18 protein-coding genes and 1 tRNA gene are annotated in these 20,321 nt (G+C 72.9%); 10 read left to right on the forward strand and 9 right to left on the reverse strand.

Annotation, left to right across the window (positions count from 1 at the left end; all coding sequences use genetic code 11):
- Window positions 1-114 precede the first annotated feature (114 nt).
- The 3 genes from FHG10_RS01850 to FHG10_RS01860 form a co-directional block, all read right to left on the reverse strand.
- Window positions 115-1,758, reverse strand: a complete 1,644-nt coding sequence (locus FHG10_RS01850; RefSeq protein ID WP_152351625.1) for a DNA repair helicase XPB — start codon at window positions 1,756-1,758, stop codon at window positions 115-117.
- A 116-nt stretch (window positions 1,759-1,874) separates the two neighbouring features.
- The gene (locus tag FHG10_RS01855) at window positions 1,875-2,630 is read right to left on the reverse strand and encodes a hypothetical protein (protein ID WP_152351626.1); all 756 of its coding nucleotides are present in this window, start codon (window positions 2,628-2,630) and stop codon (window positions 1,875-1,877) included.
- The gene (locus FHG10_RS01860; RefSeq protein WP_152351627.1) at window positions 2,627-3,589 is read right to left on the reverse strand and encodes a hypothetical protein; all 963 of its coding nucleotides are present in this window, start codon (window positions 3,587-3,589) and stop codon (window positions 2,627-2,629) included. Before FHG10_RS01860 ends, FHG10_RS01855 begins: the two co-directional genes overlap by 4 nt.
- Before the next feature lie 350 nt (window positions 3,590-3,939).
- Here FHG10_RS01860 and gndA point away from each other — a divergent pair, with 350 nt between their 5' ends.
- Window positions 3,940-5,403 carry an NADP-dependent phosphogluconate dehydrogenase gene (gene gndA / locus FHG10_RS01865; protein WP_152351628.1) on the forward strand — a complete coding sequence of 488 codons (1,464 nt, stop codon included), beginning with the start codon at window positions 3,940-3,942 and terminating at the stop codon, window positions 5,401-5,403.
- A gap of 127 nt (window positions 5,404-5,530) precedes the next feature.
- Here the strand turns inward: gndA and FHG10_RS01870 are convergent, their stop codons facing one another.
- Both FHG10_RS01870 and FHG10_RS01875 read right to left on the reverse strand, forming a co-directional pair.
- Window positions 5,531-5,860, reverse strand: a complete 330-nt coding sequence (locus FHG10_RS01870) for a hypothetical protein (protein WP_152351629.1) — start codon at window positions 5,858-5,860, stop codon at window positions 5,531-5,533.
- Between the two features lie 217 nt (window positions 5,861-6,077).
- A complete protein-coding gene (locus FHG10_RS01875; protein ID WP_152351630.1) occupies window positions 6,078-8,276 on the reverse strand; it encodes a helicase-associated domain-containing protein in 2,199 nt (732 codons plus the stop codon).
- 31 nt (window positions 8,277-8,307) lie between these two features.
- Between FHG10_RS01875 and FHG10_RS01880 the strand changes: the two genes are divergently transcribed.
- Window positions 8,308-8,381: transfer RNA gene (locus FHG10_RS01880), tRNA-Leu, on the forward strand.
- A gap of 24 nt (window positions 8,382-8,405) precedes the next feature.
- Here the strand turns inward: FHG10_RS01880 and FHG10_RS01885 are convergent.
- On the reverse strand, window positions 8,406-9,950 hold the full coding sequence (locus FHG10_RS01885) for an MFS transporter (protein ID WP_152351631.1): 1,545 nt from the start codon (window positions 9,948-9,950) through the stop codon (window positions 8,406-8,408).
- 36 nt (window positions 9,951-9,986) lie between these two features.
- Between FHG10_RS01885 and FHG10_RS01890 the strand changes: the two genes are divergently transcribed.
- From FHG10_RS01890 to FHG10_RS01900, 3 genes are all read left to right on the forward strand, one after another.
- Window positions 9,987-10,277: a helix-turn-helix domain-containing protein gene (locus FHG10_RS01890; RefSeq protein ID WP_152351632.1), complete on the forward strand. Its 291-nt coding sequence runs from the start codon at window positions 9,987-9,989 to the stop codon at window positions 10,275-10,277.
- 168 nt (window positions 10,278-10,445) lie between these two features.
- Entirely contained in the window at window positions 10,446-11,036 is a 591-nt protein-coding gene (locus FHG10_RS01895) for an MmyB family transcriptional regulator (protein WP_152351633.1), read from the forward strand.
- Entirely contained in the window at window positions 11,033-11,785 is a 753-nt protein-coding gene (locus FHG10_RS01900) for a YggS family pyridoxal phosphate-dependent enzyme (protein WP_152351634.1), read from the forward strand. Before FHG10_RS01895 ends, FHG10_RS01900 begins: the two co-directional genes overlap by 4 nt.
- Before the next feature lie 95 nt (window positions 11,786-11,880).
- On the opposite strand, the gene FHG10_RS01905 is transcribed toward FHG10_RS01900, so the two are convergent.
- Complete coding sequence (locus FHG10_RS01905; protein WP_227487974.1) at window positions 11,881-12,972, reverse strand: ROK family transcriptional regulator; 1,092 nt, start codon at window positions 12,970-12,972, stop codon at window positions 11,881-11,883.
- A 175-nt stretch (window positions 12,973-13,147) separates the two neighbouring features.
- Here FHG10_RS01905 and FHG10_RS01910 point away from each other — a divergent pair, with 175 nt between their 5' ends.
- From FHG10_RS01910 to FHG10_RS01930, 5 genes are all read left to right on the forward strand, one after another.
- Window positions 13,148-14,518: an MFS transporter gene (locus FHG10_RS01910; protein ID WP_152351636.1), complete on the forward strand. Its 1,371-nt coding sequence runs from the start codon at window positions 13,148-13,150 to the stop codon at window positions 14,516-14,518.
- A gap of 348 nt (window positions 14,519-14,866) precedes the next feature.
- Window positions 14,867-16,000: a trans-sulfuration enzyme family protein gene (locus FHG10_RS01915; protein WP_152352001.1), complete on the forward strand. Its 1,134-nt coding sequence runs from the start codon at window positions 14,867-14,869 to the stop codon at window positions 15,998-16,000.
- Window positions 16,001-16,070: 70 nt separating this feature from the next.
- On the forward strand, window positions 16,071-16,955 hold the full coding sequence (locus tag FHG10_RS01920) for a transporter substrate-binding domain-containing protein (protein ID WP_152351637.1): 885 nt from the start codon (window positions 16,071-16,073) through the stop codon (window positions 16,953-16,955).
- A 9-nt stretch (window positions 16,956-16,964) separates the two neighbouring features.
- Window positions 16,965-17,630, forward strand: coding sequence for an amino acid ABC transporter permease (locus FHG10_RS01925; protein ID WP_152351638.1), 666 nt, complete (start codon window positions 16,965-16,967; stop codon window positions 17,628-17,630).
- The gene (locus FHG10_RS01930; protein WP_152351639.1) at window positions 17,614-18,411 is read left to right on the forward strand and encodes an amino acid ABC transporter ATP-binding protein; all 798 of its coding nucleotides are present in this window, start codon (window positions 17,614-17,616) and stop codon (window positions 18,409-18,411) included. Before FHG10_RS01925 ends, FHG10_RS01930 begins: the two co-directional genes overlap by 17 nt.
- Before the next feature lie 139 nt (window positions 18,412-18,550).
- Here FHG10_RS01930 and FHG10_RS01935 read toward each other — a convergent pair whose 3' ends face one another.
- Window positions 18,551-19,024, reverse strand: coding sequence for a GNAT family N-acetyltransferase (locus FHG10_RS01935; protein ID WP_152351640.1), 474 nt, complete (start codon window positions 19,022-19,024; stop codon window positions 18,551-18,553).
- A 303-nt stretch (window positions 19,025-19,327) separates the two neighbouring features.
- The gene (locus FHG10_RS01940) at window positions 19,328-20,257 is read right to left on the reverse strand and encodes a hypothetical protein (RefSeq protein ID WP_152351641.1); all 930 of its coding nucleotides are present in this window, start codon (window positions 20,255-20,257) and stop codon (window positions 19,328-19,330) included.
- Window positions 20,258-20,321: the final 64 nt, after the last annotated feature.

Raw genomic sequence — 20,321 nt, forward strand, 5'->3', positions numbered from 1 at the left:
CTCCTCGGGGAAGACGGGCGCGGCCCAGGGCCGCACGGGACAGCGTCCACTGTAGTCACCGCGGCCCTCTCGACCTCGGACCTGCGGGTGCGGCGGGCGCTGTCCCCCGCGGTGTCAGCCGACGGGCAGGTCCTCCGCGTCCAGGATCGAGTACGCGTAGCCCTGCTCGGCGAGGAAGCGCTGGCGGTGCGCGGCGAACTCCTGGTCCTGGGTGTCACGCGTGACCACGGTGTAGAAATGCGCCTCGCGGCCGTCGGCCTTGGGGCGCAGCAGCCGGCCGAGGCGCTGGGCCTCCTCCTGGCGGGAGCCGAAGGCTCCGGAGACCTGGACCGCGACGCTCGCCTCGGGCAGGTCGATCGAGAAGTTCGCGACCTTGGAGACCACGAGGCGGTCGATCGTGCCCGTGCGGAAGGCGTCGAACAGCTCCTGGCGCTTCTTCACGGGGGTCCTCCCGGTGATGAGGTCGCAGTCCAGGCGCTCGGCGATCTCCTCGAGCTGGTCGAGGTACTGGCCGATCACGAGCAGGCCCTCGCCGGCGTGGCGCGCGGCCAGGCGCTCGACCACGTCGAGCTTGCCGGGATGCGCCGCGGCGAGGCGGTGGCGGTCGTCGGCCTCAGCGCCCGCGTGGAGCATGCGCTCCTCGCGGGTCATGCTCACGCGCACCTCGGTGCACACGGCCGGGGCGATGTACCCCTGGGCCTCGATGTCCTTCCACGGGGCGTCGTAGCGCTTGGGGCCGATCAGCGAGAACACCTCGCCCTCGCGGCCGTCCTCCCGCACGAGCGTCGCCGTGAGGCCCAGGCGCCGACGGGCCTGCAGATCGGCGGTCATCCGGAACACGGGGGCCGGCAGCAGGTGGACCTCGTCGTAGACGATGAGGCCCCAGTCCCGGGCGCTCACGAGCTCGAGGTGCGGGTGGACGCCCTTCCGCTTCATCGTGAGCACCTGGTAGGTGGCGATGGTGACGGGACGGATCTCCTTGGACGCGCCCGAGTACTCGCCGATCTCCTCCTCGGTGAGCGAGGTGCGCCGCAGCAGCTCGGCCTTCCACTGGCGCGCGGAGACGGTGGAGGTGACGAGGATCAGGGTGGTGCGGCCCATGGCGGCCATGGCGCCTGCGCCGACGAGGGTCTTGCCGGCGCCGCAGGGCAGCACGGCGACCCCGCTGCCGCCCTCGACGAACGCGTGAACGGCCGCGCGCTGGTAGGGGCGCAGCGCCCAGCCGTCCTCGCGCAGGGTGATCGGGTGGGACTCGCCGTCGACGTACCCGGCGAGGTCCTCGGCGGGCCAGCCCAGGCGCAGCAGCGCCTGCTTGAGGGCGCCGCGCTCGGAGGGGTGGACGGCGATCGTGTCCTCGTCGATGCGCGTGCCCAGCATCCCGGCCACGCGCTTCGAGCGGGAGACCTCGGTGAGCACGGCGCGGTCCAGGGCGCGCAGCACGAGCCCGTGCGCCGGATCGGCCTGCAGCTGCAGCCTGCCGTAGCGGTCCATGGTGTCCGCGACGTCCACGAGGAGGGCGTGCGGGACGGGATAGCGGGAGTGGTCCACGAGCGCGGCGACCACGGTCTCCGCGTCGTACCCGGCGGCACGGGCGTTCCACAGTCCCAGGTCGGTGATCCGGTAGGTGTGGATGTGCTCGGGCGCGCGCTCGAGCTCCGCGAAGGGCGCGATCGCCGCGCGGGCGAGGGCCGCGGAGGGATGGTCGACCTCCAGCAGGAGGGACTTGTCGCTCTGGACGATGAGGGGGCCGTCGGTCACCCGAGCGAGGGTACGCCGGGTGGGCGGTCGCCGAGCGGGCGCCGTCGGACGTCTCACGTGCTCGAGCGGCGGGGTCCGAGCAGCCGGGACCTCGCCCCTCGCCCCCGGGTCCCGCCTCAGCGCGGGAGTGCGCGCCCCTCGATCCGCTCGAACAGGCCCAGCAGGAACAGCGAGGTGAACGGCGTGATCACGATGCTCAGCACGTTCAGCCAGGTGCCCAGCGAGGACGCGATGAGGACGAGGACGCACGCGATCACGGCGGTGCCGAGCCGCCGGCTCGCGGCGCGGGATCCGGCGCCGATCGGGACGTCGGACCCCCGGGCGGCGGCGGCCGGGACGAGCATCAGCAGGACCATCGCGACCAGCCCCGGGAGGAAGCACAGCGCGAAGCCGACGACCGTGATGACGCCGCAGATGATGAGCATGAGGATGACGCGGCCGTTGCCTGCGAAGTAGCGCGTGGGGTCCTGTCGGTCCCCGCGCAGCACGTCGACGCCGAAGCGCAGGGTCCCCGCGGTCCACAGGAGCTGGATCACGAGATATGCGACGGCCAGCAGCAGTTGTGCGGGAGCGAGCGCGATCGGGATCCCGTCGGGGACGACGTCCGCGACGCCCTGGAGTCCGAGCAGTCCCGTGGAGTCGTCGTCGCCCGCGAGGGCGGGGAGGATGTCCAGCGCCAGCGCGATCGCGCCGTAGATCGCGGCGGGGAGCACCAGCGAGCGCCAGTTCCGCACGACGCCGGTGCCCATGAACGTCAGCGCCGCCCCGAGGTCGGCGCCGAGGTCGCCGTGGGACGCCGGCCCGCCCGGCGACTGCGGGTGCTGCGGGAACTGCGGGCCCGGTCCCTGCGGGGGAGGGGGCTGTGCCGTCATGCTCGCGCCGGCTCCGCGAGCGCGCGGCCGCTGACCCGCTCGTAGAGACCGAACTGGAAGAGCACCAGCAGCGGCACCAGCAGGACCGAGCCGACGACGATCATGCCGGCGATGCTGGAGGCGGCCATGAAGATCACGTAGGCCAGGACCGTGATGCCCAGGTGTCCGCGCACCAGGGCGAAGCTCTCCTTGATCGCAGCGCCAGGGCTCGCACCACGAGCGGCCGCGGGGATCGCATAGAAGGAGAGCACCGCGAGGATCAGGCCGGGGATGTAGAGCAGGATCATGCCGATCGCGATCATGATGCCGACGAGGAGCGCGGTGAGGACCACGCGGCCGGCGCCGACGAACGACGAGCCGAGCGAGGGGCGCTCACCGGTGCGCACGGTCTCGGCGGCGCGCGCCGCGCCGGACTGCCACAGGATCGAGACGATGCCGGCGAAGGGAAGAGCGGCCAGGACGATCCCGTACATGGCGAGGATCGCCCCCGCAGGGACCTCGTCAGAGGCCGGGGAGTCCTGCATCATCCCGACCATCACGGCGATGCCGATGCCCGTCGCGACGCCGACGATGACGAGGACCGCCAGGGACCATACGATCGCCGGCACGAGGAACGCGGCGACGTTGCGCGCGAACGCCGACCACATCCAGCTGATCGAGGCGCCGAGATCGGCGCCCAGGTCGGTGCCCGGGGCGGGACCGGTCGTGCCGGCGGACTGCGACTGCGGGCCTGCGGGGAACTGCTGCCCGGGCTGGTCCTGCCGGTCCTGCCGCTCGTGCTGCCCCGGCTGACCGGTCTGGTCCTGCTGGCCGGGCCGACCGTAGGGCGCGGCCTGTCCGTACGACGCGGGGGAGCCCTGCGGCTGCTGCGGTGCGCTCCAGGCGCCCGAGTCCGCGCTGCTGCCGTCGTCGGGGCCGCCGGCGCTCTCGCTGCCGGGGTACGGGGGGATGCTGCTCATGGCGGTGCTTCTCCTCGGTGCTGCGGGGCCGACCAGCGGTCGATCGCCCTGCGCGACGTGGGGTCTGGGGTCGTCGGGTCTCGTGGTGCGGGCACGACGCTACCGGGCGACCGGGTGCTCGTCGTCCCTCGTTCGTCGGTCGGATGGGGCGACGGAGGTCGGCACGGGGCGTGCCGCCGGTCACGGCAAGCCCTGGCACGGCAGCGCAGCGGACGCGCGGCGTCCCTACAATGGGCGCGACGGCTGGCGCAGGTGCCCTCGGGTGATGCCCGGGGACCGTTTCGCGCCGCCCCCGGACGCGCGGTCCTGCCGCACGCCGGCAGCCCGCACTCGATGCAAGGAGCACATCCATGGCCAGCTTCGAACCTTCGCCCGCGAACGTCGCCGACATCGGCGTGACCGGCATGGCGGTGATGGGGTCCAACCTCGCCCGCAACCTCGCGCGCAACGGCTTCAAGGTCGCGATCCACAACCGCTCGGTCGCCAAGACCGAGACCGTGTACGACAACTACAAGGGCGAGGGCGAGTTCTTCCCCTCCGAGTCCACCGAGGACTTCGTCAACTCCCTGCAGAAGCCGCGCGTGGCGATCATCATGGTGAAGGCCGGCGGCCCCACCGACGCCGTCATCGACGAGCTCTCCCAGTACATGGACGAGGGCGACATCATCGTGGACTGCGGCAACGCGCTGTTCACCGACACCCGCCGTCGCGAGCACGCGCTGCGCGAGAAGGGCCTGCACTTCGTGGGCGCGGGCGTCTCCGGCGGCGAGGAGGGCGCCCTCAACGGCCCCTCGATCATGCCCGGCGGCACCGTCGAGTCCTACGACCGCCTCGGCCCGATGTTCGAGAAGATCTCCGCGCACGTCGACGGCGCCCCCTGCTGCACGCACGTGGGCGCGGACGGCGCCGGCCACTTCGTGAAGATGGTCCACAACGGCATCGAGTACGCCGACATGCAGGTCATCTCCGAGGCCTACGACCTCATGAAGCGCGCGCTGGGCATGGACGCCGACGCCATCGGCGACGTCTTCGCCGAGTGGAACAAGGGCGACCTCGAGTCCTTCCTCATCGAGATCACCGCGATCGTGCTCAAGCACAAGGACTCGCGCACCGGCCAGGCCTTCGTGGACGTCATCCTCGACCAGGCGGCCCAGAAGGGCACCGGCGCCTGGACCGTGCAGACCGCCCTGGACCTGGGCGTCCCGGTCACCGGCATCGCCGAGGCCACCTTCGCGCGCTCCATCTCCGGCGACGCCGCCGAGCGCGAGGCCGCCCGCGCGACCCTCAAGGGCGAGACCCTCGACGAGGAGATCACCGACAAGGCCCAGTTCATCGACGACCTGCAGAAGGCGCTCTACGCCTCCAAGCTCGTCGCCTACTCGCAGGGCTTCGAGGAGATCGCCAAGGGCGCCGAGAACTACGACTGGGACATCAACCTCGGCGACATGGCGAAGATCTGGCGCGGCGGCTGCATCATCCGCGCCAAGTTCCTCAACCGCATCACCGAGGCGTACGACCGCGAGCCCGGCCTGAAGCTGCTGCTGGCGGACCCGTACTTCACCGAGGAGATCACCAAGTGCGTGCCCGCGTGGCGCCGCGTGGTCGCCTACGCCGCGGCCAACGGCTTCCCGGCCCCGGTGTTCGCCTCCTCGCTCGCGTACTACGACGCGGTGCGCGCCGAGCGCCTGCCCGCCGCCCTGGTGCAGGCCCAGCGCGACTACTTCGGCGCCCACACCTACAAGCGCGTGGACGACGAGGGCACCTACCACGTCGAGTGGTCGGGCGACCTCACCGAGACCCGCCAGGACGGCTGATCGACTGCGCCCCGACTCCGAGGGCGCAGGCATGAGAAGAGCCCGGACCGTTCGGTCCGGGCTCTTCTCATGCCCAGGGTCTCGACGCAGCGCGCAGGGCGCTGGGGGCCTGTGCTCCCGAGAGGGATCAGTAGCTCTCCATCGAACCGCTGCTGATCATGGCGATCACCGCAGCGACATTGAGGCCGATGTAGATGAGCCAGAGGACGACGCACACCGCGTAGGCGATCCAACCCCACGTGTAGAGCTTGTTCGCCAGGGGCAGGTCGGTATCGGCCTTGACGAGCCCGATGATCGCCAGGACCAGGGTGATCGGGTTGCCCAGGCAGACCACGCCCACGACCAGCTGGACGATCCATTTGGTCTTGCTGACAGGAGCGCCCGGCGCAGTGCCTGCGCCGGGCGGGAGCGGGCCGTCGGGGTTCGGGGCGCTGAAGTTGGGGTTCGGGGTGGTCATGGTGGTCCCTTCGTCGGTCCGGCGAGGAGGCGCCGGTCTGTCATGGTGGCCGCGGCAGTGCCGCTCCGCAGTGCCGTACCGAAGCATAGGCAGTCGAATGCGGGTTCGACCATGGGGATAAGTCCCCATGAACCCGGGTGTCCGGGTCTGCGGCGCCGACGGGGCTCATGATCGGACCTCGACCCCTGGCCTGCTGGCGGGACGATGCTCCGTCGTGTCAGTCCAGCGTCACCCGGTGGACGAGCACCGTGAACTCCTCGCCGTCCGCCGCGGCGCGCGCACGCAGGCGGCCGTCCTCCACAGCGAGCGGGACCGCGTCCAGGCGCTCGATGCCTCCGCGTCCATCGACGATCCCGAGGCTCACGCTCCTGCCGGCGGCCGAGGCCTCGAGCAGCAGGTCCACCGTGCTGGGCGCCCCCTCGCCGGACTCCGCGCGGCGCAGTCGCGCGACCGCCTGCGCCGGATCGAGGAGGGCCGACGGGCCGGGGGAGACGGGGGCCCGCACCAGCTGCTCCGCGCCCTCGCCGGCGCCGCGCCGCACGGGCGCCGCGTCGGCCGGGCCGCGCGCACCCAGGCGCACCGCAGGACCGTCCGCCTCCCCGTCGGCCAGCGGTGAGAGGCCCGCCGCCGCGGCCAGGCGCAGGAGTGCGCGGGGCTCGCACGAGGCGATCGCGACCGTCGGCGCGAGGCGCTGCAGCCCCGCGCCCGCGGCCCCCGGCTGGGCGAGCAGCAGGGCGATCACGTCCTCCTCGCCGGTCACGTAGGCGCGCGCGGCGCCGACGTGCACCTGGCCGAGCCGCCGCTGCTCGTCGTGCACGAGGTACTCGAGGGCCTGCGGGAGCGGGCTGCGCGAGGCCTCGCGCAGCAGTCCCAGCAGCTCCTCGGCGTCACGACCCTCCTGGAGGGCGGAGCGCACGGTCTCCGGTGTCGCGCGCAGGGTCAGAGCGCCGCCGCGGGAGACCACCTCGGTCCAGGTCTCCAGGGCGGCGAGGCGCGCGCTCGGGCGCCCGGGCACCACGATCGTGAGGTCGGCGCCCAGCAGCACCTCGTCCACGGGGGCCGGCGCGAGGTCGACGAGCGCCTCGGTGAGGCGGGCGTCGGCCGTCGGCAGATCGGCCTCCAGCACCTCCACCAGCCTCTCGCCGAGCACGGTGAGGGCGCCGGCGTCCAGGAGACCGAGCGCGGAGCCCTCCTGCCGCACGGCCGCGACGTCCCGCGCGAGGGTGCGCGCGGGCACCAGGGGGTGCCACCAGGCGAGCGCCGCGCGCAGGCCCTCCTCGGGGACATCCCTGCCGGGGTGGGCGGCGAGGATCCGCAGCAGGCGGGCGCGGCGCGCGGCGGCCTGGTCGATGCGCGTGGCCTCGGAGAGCAGGGCTCGCGGGGTGCCGGTCGCATCCGCCTCACCGGCCGCGAGGGCGAGGTGGTCCCCGTGCGCCCAGGCCAGGGCGAGCTCCGCCCAGCGGTGCTCGGGGCCGTGCTGCCACAGCTCGGCCCAGTCGGCCGTCGGCGCCCAGGTCTCGCCGTCGTGCCCGAGCAGTCCGGCGAGCCAGCCGGACTGCAGGACGGTCGCCGCCGGGGTCTCCTCGATGCCGGCGTCGGCCGCGAGGCGGCGCAGGTCGCGCTGGGGGAGGCCGCCGCGGCGCAGCACTCCGGGCGCGGTCTCGTCGTCCCACGTGAGCACGCCGTCCAGCACGCGCACGGCGTCCAGGGCCCGCTCGACGGCGCCCGCGGTGCGCGTTCCGGCGATGCGCTCGCGGATCTCCTCGCCGCCGGGATCCGGGGGATCCTGCGGGAACGACGCGAGGAGGCGGCCTCCGCGCAGGGCCAGGTGCACGCTGCGGGGGATCCGCAGGGCGGCGCCGTCGGAGACGGCGATGCCCGCCGCGAGCAGCCGGTCTGCGAGGTCGCCGCTGCCGGCCTCGAGGCGCCCCGGTGCCCAGCGCAGGCGGTCCAGTGCGGGCGCGAGCTCGCCGGGGGCGCGATGGAGGATCGCACGCGCGTCGTCGGCCGACGGATCCTCGGCATGCACGGGCGCGAGACCCCCGGGAGAGCGCAGGCCCTCGCGCACGGCGCGCACCAGATGCAGCTCGTCCTCGCCCCACAGCAGGGCAAGAGTGCGCAGGTGCTCCAGATGCGGGGCGAGGTCGTCGGAGCGGATGCCGAGCAGGGACGCGACCTGCTCGGGCGGGGCTCCCTCGGGGAGCACCGCGAGCGCGTCGACGACGGCGAGGCGAGCGGCGTCCAGAGTGCCCAGCGCCCGACGGGCCGAGAGCGAGCCGGTCGCCCGCGCCGCGAGGGCGCCGAGTCCGTGGGGCAGCGGGCGCAGCAGATCGGGTCGGGCCCCGAGCAGGCGCTCGAGGCGGGCGTCGTCGAAGCGGCGCAGGGAGTCCGCGAGGGAACGGAGGGAGTCGGCCATGGCGACACCAGCATAGGCTTGTCACCAGCACGCCCCTATAGCCCAATCGGCAGAGGCAGCCGCCTTAAAAGCGGCTCAGTGCGGGTTCGAGTCCCGCTGGGGGCACGGACAGCTCGTCCTGGCCGGACCTCACGCCCGCGTGGCCCTCCCGAGCGCGGTGACGAGCACGGCGAACACTCCGGCGAAGGAGATCTGCACCCCGATGCAGGCGGCGACGGCGAGCGCCGGAGAGGTCGGCAGCGCGCCAAGCACCAGGCCGAACACCGGCACTCCGAGAGCGATGCCCACCTGCTGCAGCGTCGAGAACAGTCCGCTCGCGAGTCCCGCGAGGTCATGGCTGACGGCGCCCATGACGCTGCCGATCAGCGGCCCGTACATCGCCGCCTGGGCGATGCCGAGCACCACCAGCACGGGGCACAGCAGCACGAGCGGCGGGTGGCCGTCGCTGCCCACGACGATCGCCGCGGTCGCCGCCAGCATGACGGCCTGGCCGGCGACTCCCGCGAGCATCACGCGGCGGGGCGTCCAGCGGGCGACGAGCGCGGGCAGCAGGGCGCTGGTGGCCACGAAGCCGGCGGCGAACACGGTCAGCACGACCGCCGTGGTGAGGGCGCCCAGATGCAGGCGCGTCTGCAGGGTGGTGGAGAAGTAGTAGACGAACCCTCCGTAGCTCGCGAAGAACACGAGCGTGAGGGCGAGGCCGAGCTGCAGGGGACGCACCCGCAGCGCCGACAGCGGCACGAGGGCGTGGGCGTCCGTGCGGCGGCGCTGCCACAGCGCGAAGGCGGCGAGCAGCACGGCCGCGAGCACCAGGAGCGCCACGACGGCCGACGCCGCGAGCAGCGATCCCGCGCCCAGCGGCAGCACGATCGCGGCGATGGCGGCGCCCAGGAGGACCGCGCCGAGCGGGTCGAGGCGGCTGATCCTGCTCGAGGAGGTCTCGGGGATCGCGCGCGCAGCGATCAGGGCGATGGCGGCGACGAGGGCCACGAAGCCGAAGGCGAGGCGCCATCCGGCGCCCCACGGGTCCGCGGCGACCAGGGCGCCGGCGCCGATCTGGCCGATCGCGGTGCCGCCGCCGATCACGGAGGCGTAGGCGCCGGTCCAGCGGGCACAGGCGCGGCCGACGGTCGTGTGCTGGATCGTCGAGAGCACCTGGGGGAGGGCGAGGCCGCTCGCGACGCCCTGCAGCACCCGGCCCACGAGCAGCACGCCCGCGCCCGGTGCGAGCGCGACGAGCAGGGAGGCGGGCACGAGGGCGGCCAGGGCGATCCGGAGGATCCGGCGTCTGCCCCAGGCATCGCCGAGCCTGCCTCCGAGGACGAGCGAGGACGCGAAGCCGACGGAGAACAGGGCGACCACGAGCGTGCCGGTCGAGGCGCTGAGGCCCAGGCCGTCGACGAGCGCGGGCAGGGCGAGCGTCGAGGAGCCGAAGATCAGGTTGCCGGTGATCGCGGCGGCGAGGAGCACGACCCCTCCGGCGCCCAGGGGCGTGCTCGTCGGCTCGAGGGGTGGGCCGGTCGTCGGCTCTAGGGGTGGGCCGGTCGTCGGGTCGGCCGACGGGCCGGCCGACGGGTCGACCCGCACCGGCGGGTCCGAGCTCAGGACGATCGGATCGGAGGGGGAGCCCGGCGCGGTCGGGGTGCGCGGCGCGGAAGCGGTGCTGCATGACATGGGTCCATCTGACCCCCGATCTATCCAGGTATCCAGATGCCCTTTATCCTGGTACTCATGGTGCTCGCCTCCCGCCCCGCCTCCGCCCGGACGAGTGCAGAATCCTCCGCGCCGTCCGCGGCTTCATCCTCTGCCTCCTCTGCCTCCTCTGCCTCCTCTGCCTCCGCATCGGCGCGCGCTGAGCTCGCGGGATTCCTGCGCAGCCGACGCGAGCGCCTCACCCCGGACCGTGTGGGACTGCCGCCGGGCGGGCGCCGCCGCACGCCCGGCCTGCGCCGCGAAGAGGTCGCGATGCTCTCCGGCATCGGCGTGACCTGGTACACCTGACTCGAGCAGGGCCGCGACATCACCCCGTCCACCCAGGTCCTCGACGCCCTCGGCCGGGCGCTGCTGCTGGATCCCGACGAGCGCGCGCACCTGCACCTGCTCGCGACCGGCTCCCGGCCGGACGACGTCGGCGACCTCGCCGGCTGCAGCGTCGTCACCGCCGATCATGTGGAGCTGCTCGCGCGCTTCGAGGGCGTCCCCGCCTGCATCCAGACGGCGAAGTTCGACATCCTCGCTGCGAACGCGACCTACCGCTTCCTGATCTCCGACATCGACGAGGGGCCGCTCGAGGACCGCAGCTGCATGGTCCGCGCCTTCCTCGATCCCGTCTGGCGCGCCGCCTACGACGACTGGGAGTCGACCACGGCCCGCATGGTCGCACGTCTGCGCGCAGCCATGCCCTCCCACCTCGACGACCCGAGCTGGACCGGCCTCGTGGAGCGCATGCGCACGAGCTCCGAGCGCTTCGACGAGCTCTGGCAGCGCCACGACCTGACCCGGGAGGGCGCGCGCGACCAGGTCTTCCATCTCCCGCGCGCGGGCGACGCGACGGTCCGCTTCACGCGCCTGTACCTCGACGAGGCGGCGAGCGTGCACCTGAACGTCCTGCAGCCCGTCGGCGCGGAGGACGCCCGGCGCCTGGCCTGCCTCGCGCCGTCCGACGCTCCCCACGTCACCATGCGCCCCGCGCTCGCCGAGCGCCTGGCGGAGGAGCTGGGCGGACGCGACGGCGGGCGGCTGGGAGAATACGCCGCATGACCTCCGCCCACTCCCCGTCGGCAGCCGATCTCGACACGGGCCTCGACGCACACCTCGACGGCGTCCTGGCGCGCCTGGACGCCGCCGCCGAGCGCGCGGGCCGCGACCCCCGCGAGATCCTCGTCCTGCTGGCCACCAAGACCCGCACCGCCGCCGAGATCGCGGACGCCGTGCGCGCCGTGCACGCCCGCGGCCGCCGCGTCGCGGTGGGGGAGAACCGCGCCCAGGAGATCGCCGTCCACGAGGACCCCGCGCTCGCCGCCCTCGAGTCCGAGCTCTCGGTGCCGCGCCACTTCATCGGCCGGCTGCAGCGCAACAAGGCCCGCGACGTCGTCGCCTTCGCCTCGCTGGTCCACAGCGTCGACCGGCCCGAGATCATCGACGCGCTCGCGCGCCGCGCAGAGCTCGCGGGCCTCGAGCGCGAGGTGCTCGTCCAGGTCAACACCTCGGGCGAGGACTCCAAGGGCGGCTTCGCCCCGGAGGCCGACGCCCTCGCCGCGGCGGTCGCGCAGATCCGCGACACCGGCGTCCTGCGGCCCGCAGGCCTGATGACGATCGGCGCGCACACGAGCGAGGAGACCGCCGTGCGCGCATCCCTGCGCCGCCTGCGCACCCTGCGCGAAGAGCTCGCCGATCCCGCCCTCGTCGAGCTCTCGATGGGCATGAGCGCCGACCTCGAGATCGCTGTCGAGGAGGGCGCGACCATCGTGCGCCTCGGATCGGCCGTGTTCGGACCGCGCGCGGTCTGACGGGCGGGCCGCGCCAGGCCGACGGTCAGCGGGTCCCATCAGGACTCCATCAGAGGCCCGTCAGTCGGCAGCCTCCCGCCGTGGCCCCGCCCGGGTCACTCCGGGCCGACGAGGGCCGTGGGCAGTCCGTACTCGTGCTCGAGCACCTCGCAGGCCGCGCCCACGGCGATGAGGTCCGTGCCGCGCGTGGAGAGCATGACCTCCACATGCACCCAGGGCTCCTCGCGCAGGCCCTCCTCGAGAGCGCGGCGGATCGCCTCCATCATCGGCTCGTGGTGCGCGTACACGGTGCGGCCGCCGAGCACCACCCTGTCCACGTCCACCAGGCGCACCAGGTCAAGCACGATCGTGGCGAGCACGCGCGCGGCGTCCTCGATGTCGCCGCGCTCGAGGGAGGCCATGAACTCCGCCTGCGCGCAGCCGCGTCGTCCGCACTCGCAGGCCACCCCGTCCATCCGCACCACCGTGTGTCCGACCTCGCCTGAGTGCGAGTGGGCGCCGCGCACGATCGCGCCGTCGAGGCTCAGGCTCGCCCCCAGCCCGTCCTCGACGAGCACCAGGGCGGCATTGCGCAGCAGCCCGGGCTGGGACCAGGTCTCTCCCACGATCGCGGCGCGCGAGTCGTGGTCCAGCAGCACCGGCATGCCGAGCGCCTCGACGAGCATCCGGCGGATCTCCGCTCCGCGCCACGGGTCGGGGGCCGACGTCCCGCGGTAGATCCCGCCGGCGACGTCGACGGGCCCGGGCATGCCGACGCCGACGCCCAGCAGCAGGCCCTCGCCGAGGCCGGTCAGCTCACGGGCCTGCGCGGCGAGGGTCTCGATGAGCTCGGGGACGGGCTGGCGGTGCCCGATCTCGATCTCGCGATGGGCGACGACCTCCCCGGTGAGGTCCGCGACCGCGCCGCGCACGCGGGTGCGGGTGAGGTGCAGCCCGATCGCCCGGCGCGAGGAGGGCACGATCCGATAGAGGGTGGTCGGCTTGCCGGGGCCGGAGATGATCGAGCCCGCGCCCGCCATCAGCCCGCGCTCCATGAGGCGGCCCAGGATCTTGGAGATGGCCTGCGGCGTGACCCCGAGCGCCTCGGCGAGATCGGCGCGGGAGACCGGCTCGCCGCGGCGGGCGACCGCGAGCACCGCGGCGTCGTGCGCGCCTGCGACGCGGTCCAGAGGGGTGCTCGGTCTCACCGCTCCATCCTCCCACGCGGGTGTGATGCGGATCAGTGAACCCGATCGGCCCAGACCCCTTGACGTAACGCAACAGCGTTTGCTTATTCTTGTGCACCGGGTGATGGAGCCCGTCCGCAACCGCCCCCACCGACCAGCGACCACCGCTCCACCCGCACAGCTTCGAGGTTCTGCCATGACCACTGCCACCATCGCCCCCGCGGCGCCCGACCAGATCAGCCCGGCCCGTCGTCGGCTCGCCCTGTTCGCCCTCGCGCTGGGCGGCTTCGGCATCGGCGGCTCCGAGTTCGTCTCCATGGGCCTGCTGCCCGGGATCGCCCACGGACTGCTGCCCGACCTCATGGCCTCCGACCCCGAGACCGGCATCGCCCGGGCCGGGATCGCGATCTCCGCCTACGCGCTGGGCGTGGTCGTCGGCGCCCCGATCCTCGCGCTGCTCTCGGTGCGCTGGAGCCGCTCGTCGATGATCGTCGCGCTCGCCGGCGCGCTCGCCCTGGGCACCCTGCTCTCCGCGGCCATGCCCACCTTCGAGCTCACCGTCGCCGCGCGCTTCCTCGCCGGCATCCCTCACGGCGCATACTTCGGCGTCGCCTCCCTGCTCGCCGCCTCCCTGATGGGCCCCGGCAGCCAGGGCAAGGGCGTCGCGCTCGCGCTCTCCGGTCTCACGGTCGCGAACCTGCTGGGCGTCCCCGTGCTCACCGCGATCGGCCAGGCCGCCGGGTGGCGCGCCGTCTACATCGTGCTGACCGGCGTCTTCCTGGTGACAGTCCTCGCCCTGCGCGCGACCATCCCCGCCCACGAGAAGCCCATCGGCCGCCGCATGGTCGACGAGCTCGTGGCCCTGCGCCGCGTCCAGCTGTGGATCGTCATGGGCATCGCCGCGGTCGGCTTCGCCGGGTCCTTCGCCGTGTTCAGCTACGTCTCAGACATCACCACGCAGGTGACCGGCGCCCCCGAGAGCGCGGTGCCGTGGGTGCTCGTCGCCGCCGGCCTCGGCATGACGATCGGCAACGTGGTGGGCGGCGCGGGCGCCGACCGTTCCCTGCAGCGCACGCTCATGGTCGGATTCCCCGGCTTCATCCTCGCGCTCGTGCTGCTGTTCGCCGTCGCCCACACCAACCTGGTCGCCCTCATGGTCGCGTTCTTCCTGGTGAACCTCGCCAACGCCTCCCTGAACCCGGCCATGCAGACCTGGCTCATCGGCATCGCCCGGCGCTCCGAGGTGCTCGGCGCCTCGCTCAACCACGCCGCGTTCAACGTCGCCAACGCGCTCGGCGCGGGCCTGGGCGGCGCCGTCATCGCCGCGGGCTTCGGCTACCGCTCCACCATGGTCGTCGCACTCGTGCTCGCGATCACCGGCTTCGCGATGGTCTCCGCGACCCTCGTGGCCCTGCGGGTGCGCGCCCGTCGCCGCCTGGAGATGCTGCGCGCCACCGAGTTCACCACCACCGGCGCCATCGAGGCGATCGACGAGGACGCCGCCCCCGCGGCCGAGTCGGAGGATGTCGCCGAGGAGGCCGTCGCCCGCCCCGTCGCCGTCGGCTGACCCGACCTCGTCGGCTGACCCGGCGCCTGCTCCGCGGGCCCCGCGACCCGCGGCTCACTGTCGCCGACCGGCCTCCAGCGAACACCCGTGCCGTATACGGCACGGGTGTTCGCTATGCGCCGGCCGATGACGCGCGCCGGCCGATGACGCGCGCCGGCTGACGGGTCGCGCCGACCGACGGGTCGCGACGTGCCACGAGCGGCCGCCCCGTCGCCGGCCGTGCCCGAGCGGACGTAATCCCCCTAACTCCAGTTATGGCAGTCAAAACGTACGGCTCTAGGATGGGCAGATGCGTCGCCCCGACGTCCTGTCGGGGCACCTCTCGCCCCGTCCCAGGAGGTTTCCGTGGTGCACATCCAGACCGTCGCCGTCCAGTCGCTGCGCGAGCAGGAGCACGGGGCCGTCGTCCCGCCCATCCACCTCGCCTCGACCTTTGAGCTCGACCCGGCGACGTCCGACGGGGCCTTCTCCTACCAGCGCGGCGGGAACCCCACGCGCGCCCAGCTCGAGCACGTGCTCGCCGCGATCGAGGGCGGCGGCCGCGCCTTCGCCTTCGCCACAGGCATGGCGGCGACCTCGGCGGCCTTCTCCCTGCTCGGCGCGGGTGACGAGGTCATCCTCTCGGCGAGCGTCTACGGGGGCACGTACCGCCTGGTCACCGAGTACTTCCCGCATCAGGGCCTCGGCCACCGCTTCGTGGACGACCTCGGCGAGCTCGACGACGACTCCTTCACCGAGAGCACCCGCATGGTGTTCATCGAGACCCCCGCGAACCCGACCCTGCGCGTGACCGGCCTGCGCCGCATCGTCGAGCTCGCCCACGCCCACGGCGCTCTCGTGATCGTCGACAACACCTTCATGACCCCCGTGCTGCAGCGCCCCCTGGACCTGGGCGCCGATCTCGTCGTGCAGTCGGCGACGAAGTACCTCGCCGGTCACTCCGACCTGCTCGCCGGCGTGGTCAGCACCCGCGACGACGCCCTGGCCGATCGGATCGGCCTGGCGCAGAAGGCCTACGGCGCGGTGCTCTCGCCCTTCGACTCCTACCGCCTCATCCAGGACGTGAAGACCCTCCCGCTGCGCCTCGAGCGCCAGCAGGCGAGCGCCGTCGCGATCGCCGAGCACCTGCGCGGCCACGACGCGATCGCCGCCGTCCTCACCCCCGGATCGCACAGCGCGGAGGAGGCCGCCATCCAGGCCTCGCAGGCCGAGGGCCCCGGCGCGGTGCTCTCCTTCGAGCTCGATCCCTCCGTGGACCGGGTGCGATTCCTGGAGGCGCTGCAGATCCCCGCCTTCGCGGTGAGCCTCGGCGGCGTCGAGTCCCTCATCTGCCACCCCGCGTCCATGACCCACGAGGCCATGACGGCGGAGGCCCGCGAGGTCGCCGGCATCAGCGACGAGCTGCTGCGCCTGTCCGTGGGCATCGAGGACGTCCGCGACCTCATCGCCGATCTCGACCAGGCTCTCGCCGCCGCCCGCTGAGCGTCGGCCGCTCGCACGCCCGATCCATTCGCCCCATCGCATCTTCCCCGCGCTGACCAGGAGGTCCGCCATGAACCGTCCGCTCCCGCCCCGCACCCTCCCTCCGACCCTCACCACGCGGCGCACCCTGCTCACCGCCGGCGGCGGCCTGGGCCTGGCCGCGCTGCTCGCCGCCTGCGGCCCCTCGCAGACCCGCGGGGAGGACGGCTCGGTCTCCTCCGACGGCGGCGGGAAGGCGGCCGACGAGGACCTGCTCGAGCGCATCCAGTCCGGCAAGTCCATCCGCATCGGTCTCGAGGGCACCTACCGCCCCTACGCGTACCACGACGACAAGGGCGACCTGGTCGGCTTCGAGAAGGACATCGCCGACCAGATCGCGAAGGGCCTCGGCGCGACGGCGAAGTACGTCGAGACCGAGTGGGACTCGCTCATCGCGGGCCTGGACGTCGACAAGTTCGACATCGTCGTGAACAACGTGGGCATCACGCCCGAGCGCGAGAAGTCCTACCTGTTCTCCGAGCCCTACGCGCGCTCCATCGGCCGCGTCGCGGTGCCCGAGGACTCGAAGATCGAGTCCTTCGACGATCTCAAGGGCAAGCGCGCCGCCCAGTCCGCGACCAGCAACTGGGCCGCCCAGATGGAGAAGCTCGGCGCCGAGATCGTGCCCGTCCAGGGTTTCGCCGAGGCCATCGAGCTGCTCACCCAGGGCCGCGTCGACGCGACCGGCAACGACCTGGTCTCCTTCCAGACGTACCAGAAGGAGAACCCCGACAAGAAGTTCCGCCTCCTGGAGGACGAGCTCCCGGACGACACCGAGGTCGGGGTCATCATGCCCAAGGGCCAGGAGCCCCTGCAGAAGAAGATCGACGAGGTCCTCGACTCCATGAAGTCCGACGGGTCCTTGAAGAAGATCTTCGAGAAGTGGGTGGGCCAGGACCTCACCCCGAAGAGCTGATCGAGCACCATGGACACGCTCCAGATGTGGGCCGACAACCTCCCGCGGCTACTGCTCGCTGCCCTCGAGGTCACGGTCCCGCTCTCGCTCATCTCCTTCGCGATCGCCATGGTGCTCGCGGTGATCACCGCGCTGGGGAGGCTGTACCTCCCCGGTCCGCTCAAGGTGATCCCGTGGCTGTACGTGTGGATCTTCCGCGGCACCCCGATGGTGGTGCAGCTGTTCATCGTCTTCTTCGGGCTGCCGAACCTCGGCATCGTGCTGCCCGCGATGACCGCCGCCGTGGTGACCCTCGCGCTCAACACGGGCGCCTACGCCTCGGAGGCCGTGCGCGCCTCGATCCTCTCGATCCCGCGCGGCCAGTTCGAGGCGGCCCAGACGCTGAACCTCTCGCGGCGCACCACGTTCTCCAAGGTGGTGGCGCCGCAGGCATTCCGCATCGCCCTGCCTCCGCTCATGAACGACTTCATCGACCTGGTGAAGGGCACGAGCCTCGTCTTCGCGATCACGATCACCGACCTCTTCCAGGTGGGTCGCCAGATCGCGGCGGCGAACTTCCAGCCGATGGCGATGTACACGCTGGTCGCGCTGATCTACCTGGTGATCGTCTCGCTGCTGAGCCTGCTCCAGATCGTCCTCGAGAAGAAGGTGTCCGCCCATGTCCGCACCAGCTGAGAACGAGTCGGCCGGGAAGCGCGGCCCCTCGCTGCTGGAGTCGCTGCGCCTGCGCGGCGTCCGAAAGGCCTTCGGCTCCCTCACCGCGCTCGACGACGTGGACCTCGACATCCCGCGCCGCGGCACCACGGTGCTGCTTGGCCCCTCGGGGTCGGGAAAGTCGACCCTGCTGCGCTGCATCAACCTGCTCGAGCGGCCCGACGCGGGCTCGATCGACTTCGGCGACGGACCGCTCCGTCTGGGAGGGCGCCTGAGCGCGCGCACCGTGCGCTCGGTCCGCTCCCGCTCGACCATGGTGTTCCAGCAGTTCAACCTGTTCCCGCACCTCACGGCCCTGGGCAACGTGACCCTCGCGCCGATCCACACGGAGGGCGTGCCGAAGGCGAAGGCCGAGGCGCGGGGCCGGGAGCTGCTGGAGAAGGTGGGACTGGGCGCGAAGGCCGACGACTATCCGGACCGGCTCTCGGGCGGTCAGCAGCAGCGCGTCGCGATCGCGCGGGCCCTGGCCATGGAGCCCGACGTGCTCCTCTTCGACGAGCCCACCTCGGCGCTCGATCCGGAGCTCGCGGCGGAGGTCGTCGCCGTGCTCGCCGACCTCGCCCGCGAGGACCGCACGCTCGTCGTCGTCACCCACTCGCTCGCGTTCGCCCAGCGCGTGGCCGACAAGGTCGTGTTCCTCGAGGACGGGAAGGTCCTGCTCGACGGCCCGCCCAAGGACTTCTTCGAGAGCGAGGACGCGCGGCTGCGGCGCTTCCGGGAGATGGTCAGCTCGGCGGTGTGAGCCGCCGGCCCGCGATGGCGTCGACGCCTTCGTCGACGCCTTCGCCGACGTGTACTTCGACGTCTTCCTCGACGAGCGGCGCGCCAGTGCACTCACAGCGGCTGATGAGTGCACTGGCGCGCCATTCGTGGCGGTGCCCTCACAACTCGAGCTTGTACCCCTCGTGGCTCGCGCGGTAGCCGAGGCGGTCGTAGAAGCGGTGCGCCTCGGTGCGCCTCTTGTCCGTCGTCAGCTCCGCGAGCACCGCGCCGTGGCGTCTGCCGTATTCGTGGGCCCAGGCGAACAGAGCGGTGCCGAGACCGCGGCCGCGGGCCGAGGCGGCGATGCGCACCGCCTCGATCTGCAGTCGCGTGGCCCCGCGCCGGGACAGGCCCGGCACCAGCGTGAGCTGGAAGGTCCCGCTGAGGGCGCCCCCGGAGTCCTGGACGACCGCCAGGTACTGATGCGGATCGCCGTCGATCAGCGTGAACGCTGCGCGATAGGGGTCGAGGTCCGCCTGCTCGCGACCGGAGCCGATGACGTCGTCCGCGAGCAGCGCGGCGAGCGCGGGCACGTCCTCCGCCTCGGCGCGGCGCACGGTGAAGGTCTCTCCTGCGACATCGATCGTGTCCATGCGCTCAGCGTGCCAGAACGGCGTCGTGCCGGGAGCGCCGCGTCCGAATCAGGCGACGGGAACGAGCGACGGGAACGAAGCGCCGAGGCTCGGTCGACGGGGACGGAGCGCCGAGGATCGGCCGACGGGGGCCGAGCGCCCGTACGGTCGGAGCGGCCCGTCGGCTCCTCCGACGAGTGGCGCGCTTGTGCACTCACAGCGGCCGATGCGTGCACTGACGCACCGCTCGTGCACTGACGCACCGCTCGTGCACTGACGCGCCGCTCGGCGGCACCCTGCGCCGCCGCGGCGCCGACTCGACGTTCACCCCGGCCATCCGTGCCGACGCAGGGCGCGCGAGACGCGCCGCACCGCGCGGGCGCCTCCGCGGTGGAGGTCCTCCGCGACAGTCCGCACCTCCGTCCAGCCGCATTCCAGTCGGCGCTCGGTGCGCCGGATGTCGCGATCCTGCTGCTCACGGGTGAGATGCGGGCGGCCGTCGTGCTCGACGCACACGCGCCACTCGGGCCACTGCAGATCCGGCTCGCCGAGCTCGACACCTCCCTCTCTCGCGGGCGCGTTCAGCAGCGGCTCGGGGAGCCCGGCCCTGTGCAGAGCGAGTCGGACCGCCGTCTCTGCAGGGGAATCGCTGCCCACGCGCGCGAGGGCGAGTGCGGAGCGGAGCGCCGCGTTCCCCCTCGCCGTGCGGCGCCGCGCGACCATATCCGCGAGCTCGTCCCGCACCGCGTACGGGTCGCGCCGGCCCTCGATCCGAGGGCGCGGACGGCGGATCAGATGGTCGGCGAGAGCGACGAGGCGGTCCACCGTGAGCTGCGTCCCGAGGTCACCCCAGGTGCGCAGCCTCGACGTGAGCCGCATGTCGCCGATCCCGATCACGCCCGCGGGCTGCAGGAGCAGTCGATGCCACCGCATGAAACCCACGTCGCGTCGATGCGCGCGCGAGGACGCGTGGAACTCCTGGCACTCACGGGCTGTCGCCTCGAAGGGAAGCGGCATGCCGAGCAGCTCCGCTGCGCTCGGCCCGCAGATGACGACGGAGGAGTCGCTGCGGCACAGGGCCGCAGCCAGATCCCGGGGCAGCACGGTCCGCCCTGTGCGCCCCCAGATCCCAGGCAGCAGACGGATCGCATCACCGGCGCCCAGTCGATGTGCGCCCACCCCCATCGCACGCGCCTCGGCGCTGGTGAACACCATGCCCAGCTCGTCGGGGAGGCGACGTCGTGGACGGGACATGCGGTCGAGCATGCATCACGGCGGCCGACCTCCCCGCCGGTTATCCACAGCGGCTCCCTGACCA

Source organism: Brachybacterium subflavum (genome assembly GCF_009299795.1).
Lineage (GTDB): Bacteria > Actinomycetota > Actinomycetes > Actinomycetales > Dermabacteraceae > Brachybacterium > Brachybacterium subflavum.

Bases quoted from the DNA above. Each gene is read 5' to 3' on its own strand.
- FHG10_RS01940 (WP_152351641.1), bottom strand. From the start codon at position 20,257: ATGTCCCGTCCACGACGTCGCCTCCCCGACGAGCTGGGCATGGTGTTC.
- FHG10_RS01900 (WP_152351634.1), top strand. From the start codon at position 11,033: ATGACCTCCGCCCACTCCCCGTCGGCAGCCGATCTCGACACGGGCCTC.
- gndA (WP_152351628.1), top strand. From the start codon at position 3,940: ATGGCCAGCTTCGAACCTTCGCCCGCGAACGTCGCCGACATCGGCGTG.
- FHG10_RS01860 (WP_152351627.1), bottom strand. From the start codon at position 3,589: ATGAGCAGCATCCCCCCGTACCCCGGCAGCGAGAGCGCCGGCGGCCCC.
- FHG10_RS01935 (WP_152351640.1), bottom strand. From the start codon at position 19,024: ATGGACACGATCGATGTCGCAGGAGAGACCTTCACCGTGCGCCGCGCC.
- FHG10_RS01875 (WP_152351630.1), bottom strand. From the start codon at position 8,276: ATGGCCGACTCCCTCCGTTCCCTCGCGGACTCCCTGCGCCGCTTCGAC.
- FHG10_RS01870 (WP_152351629.1), bottom strand. From the start codon at position 5,860: ATGACCACCCCGAACCCCAACTTCAGCGCCCCGAACCCCGACGGCCCG.
- FHG10_RS01910 (WP_152351636.1), top strand. From the start codon at position 13,148: ATGACCACTGCCACCATCGCCCCCGCGGCGCCCGACCAGATCAGCCCG.
- FHG10_RS01885 (WP_152351631.1), bottom strand. From the start codon at position 9,950: ATGTCATGCAGCACCGCTTCCGCGCCGCGCACCCCGACCGCGCCGGGC.
- FHG10_RS01920 (WP_152351637.1), top strand. From the start codon at position 16,071: ATGAACCGTCCGCTCCCGCCCCGCACCCTCCCTCCGACCCTCACCACG.
- FHG10_RS01925 (WP_152351638.1), top strand. From the start codon at position 16,965: ATGGACACGCTCCAGATGTGGGCCGACAACCTCCCGCGGCTACTGCTC.
- FHG10_RS01890 (WP_152351632.1), top strand. From the start codon at position 9,987: ATGCCCTTTATCCTGGTACTCATGGTGCTCGCCTCCCGCCCCGCCTCC.
- FHG10_RS01855 (WP_152351626.1), bottom strand. From the start codon at position 2,630: ATGACGGCACAGCCCCCTCCCCCGCAGGGACCGGGCCCGCAGTTCCCG.
- FHG10_RS01930 (WP_152351639.1), top strand. From the start codon at position 17,614: ATGTCCGCACCAGCTGAGAACGAGTCGGCCGGGAAGCGCGGCCCCTCG.